13 protein-coding genes are annotated in these 13,989 nt (G+C 48.3%); 5 read left to right on the plus strand and 8 right to left on the minus strand.

Annotated features, from left to right (window positions below; all coding sequences use genetic code 11):
- The first annotated feature begins 67 nt into the window (after nucleotides 1-67).
- Both AC2D8L_RS02440 and AC2D8L_RS02445 read left to right on the plus strand, forming a co-directional pair.
- Nucleotides 68-961, plus strand: coding sequence for a DMT family transporter (locus tag AC2D8L_RS02440; protein WP_484683865.1), 894 nt, complete (start codon nucleotides 68-70; stop codon nucleotides 959-961).
- Nucleotides 962-1,155: 194 nt separating this feature from the next.
- Nucleotides 1,156-1,704 (plus strand): DUF2087 domain-containing protein, encoded by a 549-nt coding sequence (locus AC2D8L_RS02445; protein WP_484683866.1) that lies wholly within the window; start codon nucleotides 1,156-1,158, stop codon nucleotides 1,702-1,704.
- A 6-nt stretch (nucleotides 1,705-1,710) separates the two neighbouring features.
- Here AC2D8L_RS02445 and AC2D8L_RS02450 read toward each other — a convergent pair whose 3' ends face one another.
- From AC2D8L_RS02450 to AC2D8L_RS02465, 4 genes are all read right to left on the minus strand, one after another.
- Nucleotides 1,711-2,253, minus strand: coding sequence for a PadR family transcriptional regulator (locus AC2D8L_RS02450; protein WP_484683867.1), 543 nt, complete (start codon nucleotides 2,251-2,253; stop codon nucleotides 1,711-1,713).
- A 7-nt stretch (nucleotides 2,254-2,260) separates the two neighbouring features.
- Entirely contained in the window at nucleotides 2,261-3,442 is a 1,182-nt protein-coding gene (locus AC2D8L_RS02455; protein WP_484683868.1) for an alpha/beta hydrolase family protein, read from the minus strand.
- A 214-nt stretch (nucleotides 3,443-3,656) separates the two neighbouring features.
- Entirely contained in the window at nucleotides 3,657-4,568 is a 912-nt protein-coding gene (locus tag AC2D8L_RS02460; RefSeq protein WP_484683869.1) for a homoserine O-succinyltransferase, read from the minus strand.
- A gap of 102 nt (nucleotides 4,569-4,670) precedes the next feature.
- A complete protein-coding gene (locus AC2D8L_RS02465) occupies nucleotides 4,671-5,540 on the minus strand; it encodes an ATPase (protein WP_484683870.1) in 870 nt (289 codons plus the stop codon).
- A 289-nt stretch (nucleotides 5,541-5,829) separates the two neighbouring features.
- Between AC2D8L_RS02465 and AC2D8L_RS02470 the strand changes: the two genes are divergently transcribed.
- From AC2D8L_RS02470 to AC2D8L_RS02480, 3 genes are read left to right on the plus strand one after another with little or no spacing between them, the layout of a single operon-like run.
- A complete protein-coding gene (locus AC2D8L_RS02470) occupies nucleotides 5,830-7,191 on the plus strand; it encodes a flagellar hook protein FlgE (protein ID WP_484683871.1) in 1,362 nt (453 codons plus the stop codon).
- Between the two features lie 46 nt (nucleotides 7,192-7,237).
- Nucleotides 7,238-9,085, plus strand: coding sequence for a flagellar hook-associated protein FlgK (gene flgK / locus AC2D8L_RS02475; protein WP_484683872.1), 1,848 nt, complete (start codon nucleotides 7,238-7,240; stop codon nucleotides 9,083-9,085).
- Nucleotides 9,086-9,101: 16 nt separating this feature from the next.
- The gene (locus AC2D8L_RS02480) at nucleotides 9,102-10,601 is read left to right on the plus strand and encodes a flagellin N-terminal helical domain-containing protein (RefSeq protein WP_484683873.1); all 1,500 of its coding nucleotides are present in this window, start codon (nucleotides 9,102-9,104) and stop codon (nucleotides 10,599-10,601) included.
- Nucleotides 10,602-10,665: 64 nt separating this feature from the next.
- Here the strand turns inward: AC2D8L_RS02480 and flaF are convergent, their stop codons facing one another.
- The 4 genes from flaF to AC2D8L_RS02500 all read right to left on the minus strand — a co-directional run bounded on the left by flaF (nucleotide 10,666) and on the right by AC2D8L_RS02500 (nucleotide 13,900).
- A complete protein-coding gene (flaF, locus tag AC2D8L_RS02485) occupies nucleotides 10,666-11,049 on the minus strand; it encodes a flagellar biosynthesis regulator FlaF (protein WP_484683874.1) in 384 nt (127 codons plus the stop codon).
- Nucleotides 10,997-11,425: a flagellar biosynthesis repressor FlbT gene (gene flbT, locus AC2D8L_RS02490; RefSeq protein ID WP_484683875.1), complete on the minus strand. Its 429-nt coding sequence runs from the start codon at nucleotides 11,423-11,425 to the stop codon at nucleotides 10,997-10,999. The genes flaF and flbT overlap by 53 nt, the downstream gene beginning before the upstream one ends.
- A 26-nt stretch (nucleotides 11,426-11,451) precedes the next feature.
- Nucleotides 11,452-12,564, minus strand: coding sequence for a flagellin N-terminal helical domain-containing protein (locus AC2D8L_RS02495; protein ID WP_484683876.1), 1,113 nt, complete (start codon nucleotides 12,562-12,564; stop codon nucleotides 11,452-11,454).
- Nucleotides 12,565-12,775: 211 nt separating this feature from the next.
- Nucleotides 12,776-13,900, minus strand: coding sequence for a flagellin N-terminal helical domain-containing protein (locus AC2D8L_RS02500; RefSeq protein WP_484683877.1), 1,125 nt, complete (start codon nucleotides 13,898-13,900; stop codon nucleotides 12,776-12,778).
- Between the last annotated feature and the right edge of the window lie 89 nt (nucleotides 13,901-13,989).

A 13,989-nucleotide genomic window follows, 5' to 3' on the forward strand; every position in this document is an offset into this window, starting at 1 on the left:
CTGTAGCAATATATGCTACATAAACTGTAGCAAATCAAGTCCGCATTTTCTTGAAAGTGATTATGAAATGACCAACATCTTGTTGTGGCTCTTGCTGGCCGCGATTTGGAGTTCCTCTTACGCCCTTATCAAAATTGGCGTGACGACGATTGATCCGATGTTGCTGGTGTTTGGCCGGATGGCCATTGGCGCAATATTATTGTTGGGCGTGTTGGCGTTCATGAAGAAGTCGCTGCCCCGAGATATGCAGAGTTTGAAGCTTTACGCGATCACCGGGATATTGGGCAACGCGTTGCCGTTCTTTTTGATTTCATTTGGTGAGCTGAACGTGGATAGCAGTTTGGCGGCAATATTGATGGGCGTTGCGCCCATTGTAACGGTGGTCCTTGCGCATTTTGTGCTGCCAGGGGAAGCGCTAACACAGCGTTCAACCTGGGGCGTTATCGTTGGCTTTGTCGGCGTTATCGCATTGTTTGGCTTTGGCGCGCTGACGGCCATTGGCAGCCATATCGTTGGGCAGGCGGCTTTGGTCGGTGCTGCAATATGTTATGCCAGCACCACAATCATTTTAAAACGGGGCCCGAAGAAACCGCCTATGGAAATGGCTGCCGGTTCGATGTTGGTTGGTGCGGCATGTATTGGCATTGCAAGCTTAGTATTTGTCGACTTTGGCACACTAGCGTCACCAAGTACTGAGTCATTGGCTGCACTTTTGTACCTTGGGGTATTCCCGACAGCGATGGCGACATTGATCTACTTCTACTTGATTGTTCGACTTGACGCTCGGCATATGTCGCAGATCAATTTTGCGGTGCCTGTGGGTGGCGCGCTAATTGGCGTATTTTGGTTGGGAGAACCGTTTGGTTGGAGCCGTGTGTTCGCGCTTGTGGTGATTGTGTTTGCCATTGTCTTGGTGACCGGTAGGGGTGCCAAATCGACGCTTACAAAAAGCACCGTTTAAGATGCCTCGAACGCTTGTCGACATCTATTTGGGTGTGGTATCGTTTACTTGGTCGGCAGAACCAAGGTGTCGCTGTCCCTGAGCATCAGGGAAACTAAACCTGCCAATTTAACCATTGCATTTGATCATTCATTCAATGCCGTGTCGATAAATCAGCGACCAACGACGATAAACCGGCACCTTGTGGATGTGATATGTCAAAGCAATCAATCCCGCTTGTCGCGGACGATATTTCTCAATTTTCAAAAGCGCTTTCAAAACAATTGGAAGCAAATGAACAGCCACTCTCGCATGTGCGCTTGTTAAATCTGTTAGCGAAAGCAAATGGATATAAGAATTACCAGCATTTGTATGCCAGTTTTAAGGCACATCAAAACATTATTGTTGATGTGCTCAATGCTGCCATTGATTACAAGTTGGTGGAGCGCTGCCTCAATCAGTTTGATGAGCAGGGTGTGCTGTTGCGCTGGCCGTCGAGGCTGAAAGTGCAGGGTGTGTGCATATGGGTTTTCTGGTCCTTGTTGCCTGCGGACACAAAGATGGCGGAAAAACAGGTCAATCAAATCCTAAATGAGGCGCATGCGTTTGGTGATGCAGCTTTGTTGCGGCGTACGATGATCGGTAAGGACATGATCAGGCGTAATAAGGATGGGTCCGATTATTTTCGGATCGAGCAAAAGCCGCCAGAAGATGCGATAGAGTTGATCAAGCAAGTTGGATTGCGTCGGCAACGCCGAAACTGACATTTGTCAATCGGGTTTTTGTTGTTGGTAATCTGCAAGAAGCTGTTTGTACCATTGTTGGCCGAATTTGATCGTGTCCAGCCCGTAGCGCATTGTTGCGAGCTGGAAGAAGGCGATTTTTCGGTGTGACTTTGGCACTTTTGACAGGTCTTGAGCGGCTAGCATGCCTTCAAGCAGGGCGATCCATTGGTCAGCTTCGTCAATATAGAGTTGGATGTGCTGGCTGACGTCACCATCTATATGGCCAAAGTAAAATAGGCGCAGCATGCTTTCATCTTTGGTCTTAAAGACGGCGACGGGCTCGCTGATCCAGTCTTGAAAAGCCTTGGCACCCGCATTTGTTCGACTGTAGATTTTCTTGATACGTTTACCGTTGGCTTCTTCGCGAACGGTTACAAATTCTTGGTGTTCGAGTTTTTGCAATGCAGGATGGATGGAGCCGATGGACGTGTTGTAAAACATCGTCGTTGACTGTTCCATCGTCTTTTTTAGGTCATAAAGGCTGGCATCTTGAAAGGCCAATAGGCCGAGTATGATTTTATCCTGCATTGCTGCCTCAGTGTTGCTTGTGCTCGACGCCGTTGAGTTCGCTGAATTGTTCTTGCTGGCGCAATTGCGCGTTGAAGAACTGTAGCAAAGATTGATTGAGGTTGTTGCGCATTTGTTTGCCATCAACTGGACCAAGCAGATTAAACCATTTGAGCATTGTGATTTCATTCAAATCACTAAAGTTCATGTGGGCAGCGCCCTCAAAAACATACTCACAGCCATTTGTTGCAATTGCGATCTGTTGGTTGGCCCAAGAAAAATCTGATTGGATGCCGGCTTGATTGTTGCTGTCGCCATAGGCAAAGCAAAAATTGGCTGTGGGGTTGTCGGCCAAGGACCAAGTGAATACGGGGCCGTCCAAGTTAAAAGCGGCTTTGACGCGATTGTCGTTCATGCCCATATGGGTCGCGACCGCGCCGCCGAAAGAGTGGCCGAAATATCCGATTTTGCTGAGGTCCAATGCACCTGCTAACTGGCTTTGTTGTTTGCCGTTATTTAGATCCGGTAGTGCATCAAGCATCATCTGGTTGTTTTCAATCCAAACGGGAAACTGGTCGACAATATCGGCAAATGCCTCCTGTTGGATTGCCTCCATTGTGACTTTCCATTCATCCAAGTTTGGCGTTGAACGCAGCTGTTCATTGCCGAGTGCTTGGCGGGTTAGCAATGTTATTGCTTCTTCCTCGCTGTAGTTTGCCACGTCTGCGCTTTTGCTGACGGATTGGTTTTCGCTTTTGCTCAGCAAGCTGTGCTCTGGATGATTTAACGTGAAGACAACATATCCATGGCTGGCCAATTCTAACACGTTGTGATTGTTCTGCGTGCCGAACATGCCGTGGCCGTGATTGAAAATCAAAACAGGATGTTTGCCAGAAGCGACGGGCGCATCGCTATAAGCAGGTAATGTACGCTCATCGGCCATCACAGCAGCTGGCATGCCAAATGATTTAGAGAGTTGCTCGGCTAAATCACCCGGCATTGCAGCAGGTTGAACGTTGGTGGTTTTACCCGCCGGATAAAATACTTGAGCGTCAATCCAACGGTCACCCTTTGAGATCGTTAGGCGTTGATATCCAACTTTATGCGCGCCAGATGGTGTCGGCAATTCTGGTGAAAGGAATGAAGAGGCGGCGAAAAATGCGATGACAACCAAAAGTAACGGGATTGCGACAAACCAAATGCGTTTCATGGGATAATCCTATTTATATCTACTAGATACATATAGATATATATCTAGTAGATATAATTCAAGGGAAAGCGAACGAGTTTATCCCCAAACCGGCGCGTACGACGAGATGGGAAATAGGTAGCGTGGTGAAATATGAGGTGGCATGAAGGACCAAACGTTTGAGTTGAAGTTCAAACGTTTGGCGTTTTGCAGGTGTTAATGGCCGACGTTCAAACTATTGGCCGATTTCGTCCAGATTATATTTGGTTGTTTGATAAAGCTGGTTGATCCAGTTGCCAAACAACAAATAGGCGTGAGATCGCCAGCGGTTGAGTGGGTCTTTTGTTACATCGTCGTTTGGAAACGTGTTGATCGGGGGTTGGATGTCTAGGCCTGCTGCCTTATCCCTTAAATATTCTTCGGCCAACGAACGGTGATCATATTCTAGGTGATTGAGCATGAAGAGTTGACGGTTTTCCGCATCATCCAACAAACACAGGCCAACTTCGCTTGAGCTCACGAGCGTTTGCAGGTTCTTTGGAACGGAAGCTTCGTCAATATCATTGATCCGAGAAACTGGAATGGCGAAATCGTCAGAAAAGCCGAGCAAATATTTTGACGCATCGGCGGTGGCTTGGTGGCGATAGACGCCAAAGGCCTTTTTCGGACGGCGGAAGCGCTGCACGTCGTGGAAATAGTGCAGGGCGGCTTGTGCGCCCCAGCATACAAACATGGTTGAATGCACATTTGTACGTGTCCAATCCATGATCTCTTTCATTTCGTCCCAATAGCCAACATCTTCAAATTCGAGATGGGCAATCGGTGCGCCAGTGATGATGAAGCCATCAAACTTTCGATGTTTCACTTCGTCCCAGGTTTTGTAGAAACTGAGAAGGTGATCTTGGGATGTGTTTTTCGACTGATGATCGGTGATGCGCACAAGGGTTAGATCTACCTGCAACGGTGTGGCGCCAATCAAGCGGGCAAACTGGGTTTCCGTGCGTTCTTTGTTTGGCATCAAATTGAGCAAACCGATTTGCAGCGGGCGAATATCTTGCCGTGTGGCGCGATCCTCGTCCATTACCATAACGCCCTCTGCTTCCAGCGTTTTGCGGGCAGGCAGATCATTGGGAATTTTGATGGGCATGGAAATACTCCGGTTTCGGGTTTGCTCTGACTAGTCAGAATATAGATGTCAATTTTGGTATGGAATTTTGGGTTTAGACCCTAGGCGGGAAGAGTTAACAACTCAACCTTTGAGGCGGTGTGCAACCGCCATCATCATCATTGCGTCGAAATCTTTGTCGTCGCGAATGGTCTCGTAGTCACGTGCTTCAATTATGTAGCCATATTTGTCAGCGATGGACTGATAAATCGGTAGGCGATGGCGCACGAGTTCTGCAAAGCCCCAAACGGTAAACTCGTCTGGGTCAACATCATTGTCATTTGCTATGTCGTTCTCGGCCTTAAAGCTGGCCCACGCGCTATCCAACATATCGGGACTATAATACATCGGTTTTGGCGCTTTGACAAAGTTTGAAATAAGCCGTTGTTCGTCTTCTTGCGTGCCGCGTATGTATAGAAGCGCAGTATTTGATGTAGCAGCCTTCAGGCAGGCGTCATTTGGATCATTTGGGTTGAGCACTTCGCAGAACGAGCCGGACGTGTCGGCGATAAAATGTTCATACCCATAAATTTTGCGTGCCCGTTCAATAAAATATGCGGTGTCACTTATCGCAGCAATTTCGGCCATGCGGTGCTGTGCTTGCCGACGCTTATATTCAGCGAATTCAATGCCGCCCTTATCTGGATTACCAGGTTTACCTAGATAGGTTGAAAGCGGCGACAGATTGTGAAAAGTGATGTTTGAGCCGATATAAATGCTGTCTGAACGCAAAAGCTCTGCCAGCAGCGGATCGCGCATGGCGCGTTGCTTGAAATTATCGACAATATGCTCACCCATATACCGGGTGCCAATGCGGTAATCGACGGAATAGTGGAACCAGCCACAATTGCGCAATTGGCTTGCAACCATTGTTTTACCCACACCGGACATGCCAAACGCTGTCACGGCTTTGCGCGGGCTATTTTTGTATTCTTCAACGGAAGCAAAAAGCATGTGTCACCAAGGGGGAGCGCCCCATCTTACGCGTGGTCAAACTGGATTATTGCTCATATCTGAGTTTATAGGCCCCCGCAAGTCAAGCTGACTTGGATCAGTCTAGGCCAATTAGGAGCGATAGGTGGGAAATTCTTGCCGCTTGGTGGGCTGAATCTTCCATTCGACGTTACGTCCGCGCGTTGAGTGTTGATTGAAATACAATAAAAACAGTCACTTACATAGTTGGCATTGTTATTGCATTCATTTGAGCAATCGATGCGTACATCGTGTTTAGAAGGAGAATGTAATGGGTATTTATGGTGCGTTGGCTACGGCCGTGACGGGGCTACAGGCTCAGTCCTTCGCGCTTGAGCATATTTCAGGCAACATCGCGAACTCTCAAACGACCGGCTATAAGAGGATTGAAACTGACTTTGTCGATTTGATCCCGGACGCGCCATCTAATCGTCAAATCGCCGGCGCGGTTTTGGCGCAATCTCGTGCAACCAATGATGTTCAAGGGGACATCACCGTTGCCGATAGAAACACGTATATGGCCATCAATGGCGGCGGATTTTTTGTTGTTGAGCAAAAAATCGGCGTGAATGACGGAAACGCGGTGTTTGGCGGAACAGATTTCTACACACGTCGAGGTGACTTCGATGTGGATAAAGAAGGGTACTTGGTCAATGGTTCGAACGCCTACTTAAAGGGCCTTCCCATTGATAGTAAGACAGGGAACGTGGCAGGTTCGGTGCCTGAGGTGATACAACTGGATAACGCGTTCTTGCCTTCGCAACGAACTGCTGTTTTCAATTATCAATTGAACCTGCCGCAACTTCCTAAGAATGCGGGTTATGACCCCACAAATCCCAATTCGGAGTTGATCGATGCGACCGCCTATACTGGTGGTGCAATCGCGACGGTTAATGCAAATGACAACGCGCTGTTCCTTACTAACTCAATTGCCGGCGGTGCGATCACGGTTTATGCGGAAAATGGTGCGCCTGCCAACGTGCAGCTACGTTGGGCGAAGACAGATTCTTATGCCAATGGCGGTACCGACAAATGGAACTTGTTCTATCAGTCTGACGCTGACGCAACGGGCACGAATGCTCAATGGACAAATGTGGGTACGACGTACGATTTTGCCACAAATGGTTCACTTTCACCGTCTGTCTCCTCAATCAATCTTACAGGCTTAACGATTGATGGGATCACCATCGGTGATGTCACACTACAACATGGTTCAAACGGCGTCACACAGTTTGCCGATCCGAACGGAGCCACAGAGGTCACTAAGCTTTCTCAGAACGGGTATGCAGCAGGCGAATTTGTGTCGGTTGAAGTGAACCGAGAAGGCCGGATCGTTGCGAACTACAACAATGGTAAGAAGGTTGAATTGGCGCAAGTTGTAACCGCGCAGTTCAATTCTGAAAACCAATTGCGACGGCATGATGGTGGTATCTATTCCGCGACGTCAGAATCTGGCGATGCGATCCTTGATATTGATGGCAATGTCACAGGGGCCGCGCTTGAGAGTTCTAACACAGACATCTCCGAAGAGTTCACGAAGCTCATTGTTACGCAGCAGGCTTATGCGGCAGGCACTCGAATTGTGAAAAGTGCGGATGAGATGCTCCAAGAAGCACTGAATATGGTCCGGTAGATTTTGACGTATTAGGGAATTGAACTAGACCAAATGTGGGTTTGATATGGGCTTAAGTGTAACATTGGCGAATGCGCTTGCGGGGATGGATCTGAGCCAGCGTGGCTTGACGGTCGTCTCTCGAAATGTCGCAAATGCGGGCACGCCTGGTTATCATAGGCAAAGCCTGCAACGTGTTGAAGATCTTGGCGTCAACAGTAGTAGTGTGCATGCTGCAAAGGTGCAGCGAGCATATGTACAGTCGCTCGAAACGCAAACCCATCGTGAGATAGGAAAAATGGGGGAAGTCAGCGTTCGCGCTGATTTCATGAACCAGGTTGATAAGTTGCTGGGCAAGCCTGGCAGTGTCAATTCTCTTGATACACAACTGGCAAATTTCAAATCGTCTTTAAATGCGCTAACGGCTAGTCCTGAGGACTTTGTGTCTCGGTCTCAAGTTGTGGATCGCGCGCAGTCCATGGCCGAAACGCTGAACTTTCTGTCAAACTCCACGCAATCTATGCGGTCAGAGACCGAAAGCCAGATGATGGTTTACGTGGCCGAGCTCAACCAAAATCTGTCCGCTCTTGCGGAATTAAATCAGGATTTGGCGGACACGACGCGCGACAATGACACGCGCCTTGCGCTACTTGATGAGCGTGACCGGTTGGTTTTACGTATTTCTGAAATGGTGGATGTTAAGGCACAATATAGAGACGACGGCTCTGTTGCTTTGCATACAAGATCCGGTGTTGGGTTGTTGGACAATAAGGCGTCTCAATTTGAGTTTGAGAGTGCAGGAAACCTGTCTGCAAATGCGCTATATGATCGGGACGACAGTAAATCTGGTGTTGGTGAGTTAAGCATTGTTACGCCTTCAGGTTTGAAGATGGACGTGGTCGAGCACGGCATCTTAAATAGTGGCAAGTTGCAAGGGCTTCTAGACTTGCGTGATAGAACGCTTGTTAATTTGCAGGACCAGCTTGACGAAATTGCAGCCAGTCTTGCGCAGGTGATGAGTACGGTCAAAACTGAAGGAACTGCGGTATCTAGCGGTGGTTCTGACGGATTTGAAGTGGATCTTGCAAATGTGCAGGCAGGCAATTATTTCACCATCGAATATGAAGAAGGCGGCGTCACCAAAAATGTCAGGGTGCAGCGGGTTGACGACGCCAGTAAACTCCCGATGGATAGTACCGGTTCAAATGGTGTTCGCACCATCGGATTGGATTTCTCGGGTGGTATCGCGGCCGTTGCAGCTTCGTTAAATGCCTCACTTGGCGCGGCTGTAACAGTAAGCAACCCTGCTGGAACAACGATCCGTGTTTTGGATGATGGCGCGGGGAATACCACCAACATCAACAGCGTGAATTCCTTCCATACGGTCACTGCTGACCAGGGCGCCGGTACCGCGCTCTCCCTGTTTGTGGATGTTGGTGGAACTTCTTTTACCAACTCGCTTGACGGGGATACGCAAAAGCGCGGATTTGCAGCACGCATTGGTGTAAACCAAAATGTGATCGCTGACGCTACCTTGCTTGTGAAATATGAAACGACCACCTCGGTTGGTGATGCTAAACGGGCCAACCATTTTATCGATCAGCTCAATGATATGCAGTTTAGTGCAGAAACCGGGTCGGATCTCAGTAGCGGTAAATTACGTATCGCTGGAAACGTCGACAATCTGTTGCAGCAGGTTTTGAATTATCAAGGCAATGTTGTGACTTCGGCGAACCAAATTCAGTCGAGCCAAAAAGTAGTGATGGATACGCTTGAGGCTAGGGCAAAAGAAGAATACGGCGTGGATGTCGACCAAGAGATGGCCATGCTTTTACAATTGCAAAGTGCATATGCTGCTAATGCGCGGGTTGTTACGATCGCCAAGGAATTGGTCGACGTCCTAATGCAAATTTAGTGGGTAAGGACAATTAATGATTATCAATAATTCAATGTTTCCAGCCTCATTTAACTTTCGAACAATTGCGGATTTGCGGTCTGAGTTAAGCTCGTTGCAGCAACAGTTGGCCACCGGTGATCGCGCACAAACTTTGGCCGAACTTGGTGGTGACCGCGTTGTTGATATTACCCTGCGGTCGCGTTTGACCAGCATTGAAGCATTCAAACAAAATATCGACTTGGTCGATATCCGTATCAATATGATGAACGACTCAATGAAACGTATTGATGAGATTGAAAGCGAAGCGCGTTCTTCAGCTCAGCAAGGTTCATACGAAATCAATGGGGTCAACATGACGGCCGCACAGTACCTTGCGGAGGCAAGAATGTCTGAGATGATTGACGTTTTGAACACGGATTTGAATGGTCGTCATCTGTTTGGCGGCAATGAAACCGAAAACAAGCCTATCGCTGGTATGGATGCCATCATGAATGGTGAGAACGGTAAGGCGGGCTTTCGCACTATCTTGTCTCAGCGCAAAGAAGCAGACTTGGGCGCGAGCGGTATGGGGCGTCTTACAACAGGTATTGCGGGCACCACTGTTTCATTTGCTGAGGATGGGACACATCCATTTGGGTTCAAAATTGATGCTGTGTCATCGGACGGTACGTCCACAACATTGACCGGCCCGACCGGTGCGCCACCGTCAGCATCGGTGGATTTCACGGGTATTCCGTCGGACAATGAACGCATTATGATTTCGCTCGATATGCCGGATGGGCGCACGATTTCTGTTGAGATGAAGGCGACAGCCGAAGCGCCGACAAAAGCTGGTGAATTCCAAATTGGCGGCAGTACGGCGGCAACAGCGGCGAATTTTAAAACGGCGCTTGATACCAAAATCGCAGAATTGGCGAAGACTGACTTGGAAGCTGCATCTGCTTTTGCTGCGTCTGACAACTTCTTTGCTGGAAATGGTGAGACAGCGCAACGCGTGGATGGTCCACCATACGATAGTGCGACGAGTTTGATAGCAGCGACCGATGCCGATACTGTTATCTGGTATGGTGGACAAAGCGCTACTGATCCACGCCGGACGGTGGATGCGCGCGTTGATAGTTCCACAAGAGTTTCTTATGGCGTGCAAGCAAATGAATCGGGACCGACGCGCCTTATTCGCTCGCTCGCCGTTTTTGCAGCTGAAGGATTCTCGCCCACAGACCCGAATGCCAAAGCAAAATACCAATCTTTGAATAGTGCGGTGACTGAGCGCTTAGCGGAATCTCACAATTCCGAACAAGGTTCTCTTGAGGTCATTCAAATGGAATTGGGTCTTGTGAAAACCACCAACGGGCGCGTCAAAGCAAGGCAAAAACAACAAGAATCTATGTTGGAAGGTATGTTAGGGGCTATCGAAAAGGCGCCGATGGAAGAAACTGCCATGAAGATTTTGGCACTTCAGACGCGCATGCAAGCCAGCTACCAAACCACCGCGATGGTAAGTCGACTGTCCTTGGTCAACTACGTTCAATAATATCTGGAAATAGTTGCTATTCGTTCACGAGAAGAACGCGTTAGACAATCACGGCGTGACTTTTCTATTCCTGCGCGTTCTGCAATTGCGTGCGAAGGCCTGCGGAAAGCTCTTGGTTGATGTTGACCAACACATTCAACTTGCTCGGCTCAGGGTGGGCGAGGGTCTCAATAGTGTGGTTCATCACAAAGATACCCAAATTTGCTACATTTTGTTTGATCGCAACCGGCAATGGATTTTCGTCTTTAGTGACAGACGTCAAGAAGACAGTCCAAAGCTTACGGTTGTAGGTGAGGGCACCTTCCAACTCGCTCTTTTTATTGTCCCAATCGTCGTGAATTCTTTGTAGTTGAGCTGCGGATTTTGAGAGCAACATCGCTTCCAGTTCACGCGGGTTAGCCGTCTTTTTGGCTGTTTGCTGGTATGCCGCTGCTGCCTGTTGTTGCATTCCCTAACAACTCCCGTTCGTACTCGATTAGCTTTTTAGCCTTCTTCAAAGCTTTGTACAGCGAACCAGTTAATATCTCATTATTTATGTCGTGAACAATTGCGGTTGTTGATGGCGCAGCGCGAATAAAATCATTTACCAGGACAAAATACTCTGCCTGAATTTTGTCCACGTCATCTTCCAAATACATCAGCTGAATTGCAAAATAGATCCGCTTTGCAGGGCTGTCCGCAGTTTCGTATGTGAGGATGTCTTTTTCACGCAAAATCGGAGACCGCCCAGACACGTAAAAACGTGTGCGCTGATCTGCGTTGGTGATTACGCAATCACCAACGATCAGTTTTTCATTGGGTTTTAGTTCAACCTTGAGTGCCATTATTTACCCTTAGAAATTTGATCTGTTTATCCGAACAAACGTAGCACACTTTGGTCAGCTTGGGATGCCATCGAAAGCGCGGTCGAAGACAGTTGCTGGCGCGTTTGTAGGGCAAGCATGTTTGCGCCTTCTTCGTTACTATCCGCCAGCGTGAGCATATCCGCACCGATGGTTAGGGTGTTCACCATTGATTTTGTGAAATTGGATCGATGCTCAACAACTGTAAGGTTTGTACCGAAAGTGGAGGCTTGGCTGCGCAGGGTTTCTAGCGCTTTTGTGATTGAAGACAATGTCGTATTAACAGATGTATCTAGATCAAAATCACCTTGAACATAGCCGGTGCCTGTCACCGCCGTCATATCACTGGTGCTATTGGTGTCGTCCAGCGTGAAATCTGCGCCGCCTGCAGTTGTGATTGTCACAGTTGTTCCGTCGGTCGAGGCTTTGACATCGGCAAACGAATTGAGCGCATCAATAATATCTGACGCAGTGGCCGCCGCACCATAATCGATGGTGTGGGTTTTGCCGCCAACAGTTAGGGTCAGCGTATCGCCAGATTCGCGGCCAGCAATCAGGTTTGCTTCGGTCACAGTTGCGGTTGAAACGGTGCCCGTTGTTAAGTCTGGCAGTCCAAGCAATCCTGACGTATCCGTTAGGTCAACTGCTTGAATATCCAGTCTTGAAGAGCTGTCCTCGTTAAAGACAACTTGCAAGTCATTTCCCAAACCAGCCAACAGGTTTTTGCCTGAGTAACCAGCGTCTTTTGCCACTGACTCAATTTGGTTGAGTAGCTCATTATATTCTGCGGCAAACTTTTGCCGATCCGTCACCAATGATGACTGGCTTGCTTGATTGGCCTTTGCCTTCGCGGCTTCAACCAATTTAACAATCGCCGTCATGCCTTCATCGGCGGCTTTGATGGTCTGGACCGCTTGCCCCATGGAATCGAGCAATGTCGATAAGTCATTGGATCTGTTGTTTAATCCTTCAGCCGTAAAAAACGAGTTGGGATTATCAAGCGCGGAATTGACCTTCTTACCTGTCGCCAAACGGTTCTGCGTGCGTCCTAGAAGCTCGGCCGTATTTTGCAGTGACAAAAGGTTCTGTCGAACGGATTGGGAGAGGGTAATGTCGGCCATGCTAAACCATCCTGGCTAAAAGTTAACAATTCTTGTACTTGATTCTTGATCGACAATGAATTGTTAACCTTACCGAAAGGTTAACGCGGATGGTTGGTGGTTTCAATTTGGGACAAAGTGTGCCGTTTAACTGTGCATAAGATTTGCTAACGTCACAAAAAAAGGCGACCCGTTCCCACGCGTCGCCTTCTGACCGATCCTAGCGACTTGTCTAACCGAATAGACGAAGTACTGCTTGGTCTGCCTGAGATGCGAATGATAGGGATGTAGAAGAAAGTTGCTGTCGTGTTTGCAACGCCAGCAAGTTCGCACCTTCTTTGTTACTATCGGCGAGGGTCAATTTGCCCGCACCTTCTTCAAGTGTGTTGATGAGTTTCTTGGTGAAGTTTTGACGGTTTTCAACCACCGTCATGTTGGTGCCGAAAGTTGAAGCTTGTGAGCGAAGTGTGCTTAAGGCTCCAGACAAACTGCCTAGTGTGGTGTTGATGCCATCGTCAGTTTCGAAGCTACCCGCTACGAAGCCTGAACCAGCAACAGTTGTCAGGTCGGAACCAGAACCGGCGTTGACATTATCGTCTAGGGCAAGCTCACCGCCAACAGCAGTAATGGTTAGTGTTGTACCGTCAGTTGATGCAGAAACGCTGTCGATCTTGTTAATTGCAGCAATGACTTGTTCAGTAGTGGTGCCAGCACCAAAGTCGATTGTGTGTGTCGTGCTTCCGACAGTCAACGTAAGTGTGTCGCCTGCTTCATCTGCTGCTTCTAAGTTTGCTTCAGTCACCGTAAGCGTTGAATCTGTACCTAAACCAAGATCGGCGAGGCCAAGAGCGCCAGTTGTGTCAGTATAGTCGACTGCACTAACGCTTAGTTTTGACGTTCCATCTTCGTTGAAGACTACTGACAGATCGTTTGCTGTTCCCCCGCCGAGTAGGTTCTTTCCAGAATATCCGGCATCTTTAGCAAGATCTTCAATTTGCGAAAGCAAATCATTGTACTCACTTGCATAACGTCGGCGATCAGATGAGGAGGAAGACTGAAGGGCTTGATTGGCTTTACCTTTGGCGGCTTCAACCAGTTTGGTGATTGATTGAATACCTTCATCGGCAGCTTTTAGAGTTTGGACGTTTTGGCCCATGTCATCCAACAGATTACTCAGATCAGACGCACGGTTGTTTAGTGCAGATCCTGTAAAGAATGAGTTTGGATTATCTAGGGCGGAGTTTACTTTGAGACCGGTAGCCAAACGGTTCTGTGTTTTTGCCATCATATCCGCTGTGGATTGCAGCGAAAGTAGATTTTGACGGACTGGGGCTGATAGGTGAATCATCTCAGACATTTTTATTCCTCTTCTAGGTAGTCAAGAATCCCTTCCTGGGATCTGATATCGAGGATGCCTGTCTATGGATAATAAAAGGTTAATGCGTT

The organism is Maritalea sp. YIW29, assembly GCF_057219265.1.

Bases quoted from the DNA above. Each gene is read 5' to 3' on its own strand.
- AC2D8L_RS02440 (WP_484683865.1), top strand. From the start codon at position 68: ATGACCAACATCTTGTTGTGGCTCTTGCTGGCCGCGATTTGGAGTTCC.
- AC2D8L_RS02445 (WP_484683866.1), top strand. From the start codon at position 1,156: ATGTCAAAGCAATCAATCCCGCTTGTCGCGGACGATATTTCTCAATTT.
- AC2D8L_RS02450 (WP_484683867.1), bottom strand. From the start codon at position 2,253: ATGCAGGATAAAATCATACTCGGCCTATTGGCCTTTCAAGATGCCAGC.
- AC2D8L_RS02455 (WP_484683868.1), bottom strand. From the start codon at position 3,442: ATGAAACGCATTTGGTTTGTCGCAATCCCGTTACTTTTGGTTGTCATC.
- AC2D8L_RS02460 (WP_484683869.1), bottom strand. From the start codon at position 4,568: ATGCCCATCAAAATTCCCAATGATCTGCCTGCCCGCAAAACGCTGGAA.
- AC2D8L_RS02465 (WP_484683870.1), bottom strand. From the start codon at position 5,540: ATGCTTTTTGCTTCCGTTGAAGAATACAAAAATAGCCCGCGCAAAGCC.
- AC2D8L_RS02470 (WP_484683871.1), top strand. From the start codon at position 5,830: ATGGGTATTTATGGTGCGTTGGCTACGGCCGTGACGGGGCTACAGGCT.
- flgK (WP_484683872.1), top strand. From the start codon at position 7,238: ATGGGCTTAAGTGTAACATTGGCGAATGCGCTTGCGGGGATGGATCTG.
- AC2D8L_RS02480 (WP_484683873.1), top strand. From the start codon at position 9,102: ATGATTATCAATAATTCAATGTTTCCAGCCTCATTTAACTTTCGAACA.
- flaF (WP_484683874.1), bottom strand. From the start codon at position 11,049: ATGCAACAACAGGCAGCAGCGGCATACCAGCAAACAGCCAAAAAGACG.
- flbT (WP_484683875.1), bottom strand. From the start codon at position 11,425: ATGGCACTCAAGGTTGAACTAAAACCCAATGAAAAACTGATCGTTGGT.
- AC2D8L_RS02495 (WP_484683876.1), bottom strand. From the start codon at position 12,564: ATGGCCGACATTACCCTCTCCCAATCCGTTCGACAGAACCTTTTGTCA.
- AC2D8L_RS02500 (WP_484683877.1), bottom strand. From the start codon at position 13,900: ATGTCTGAGATGATTCACCTATCAGCCCCAGTCCGTCAAAATCTACTT.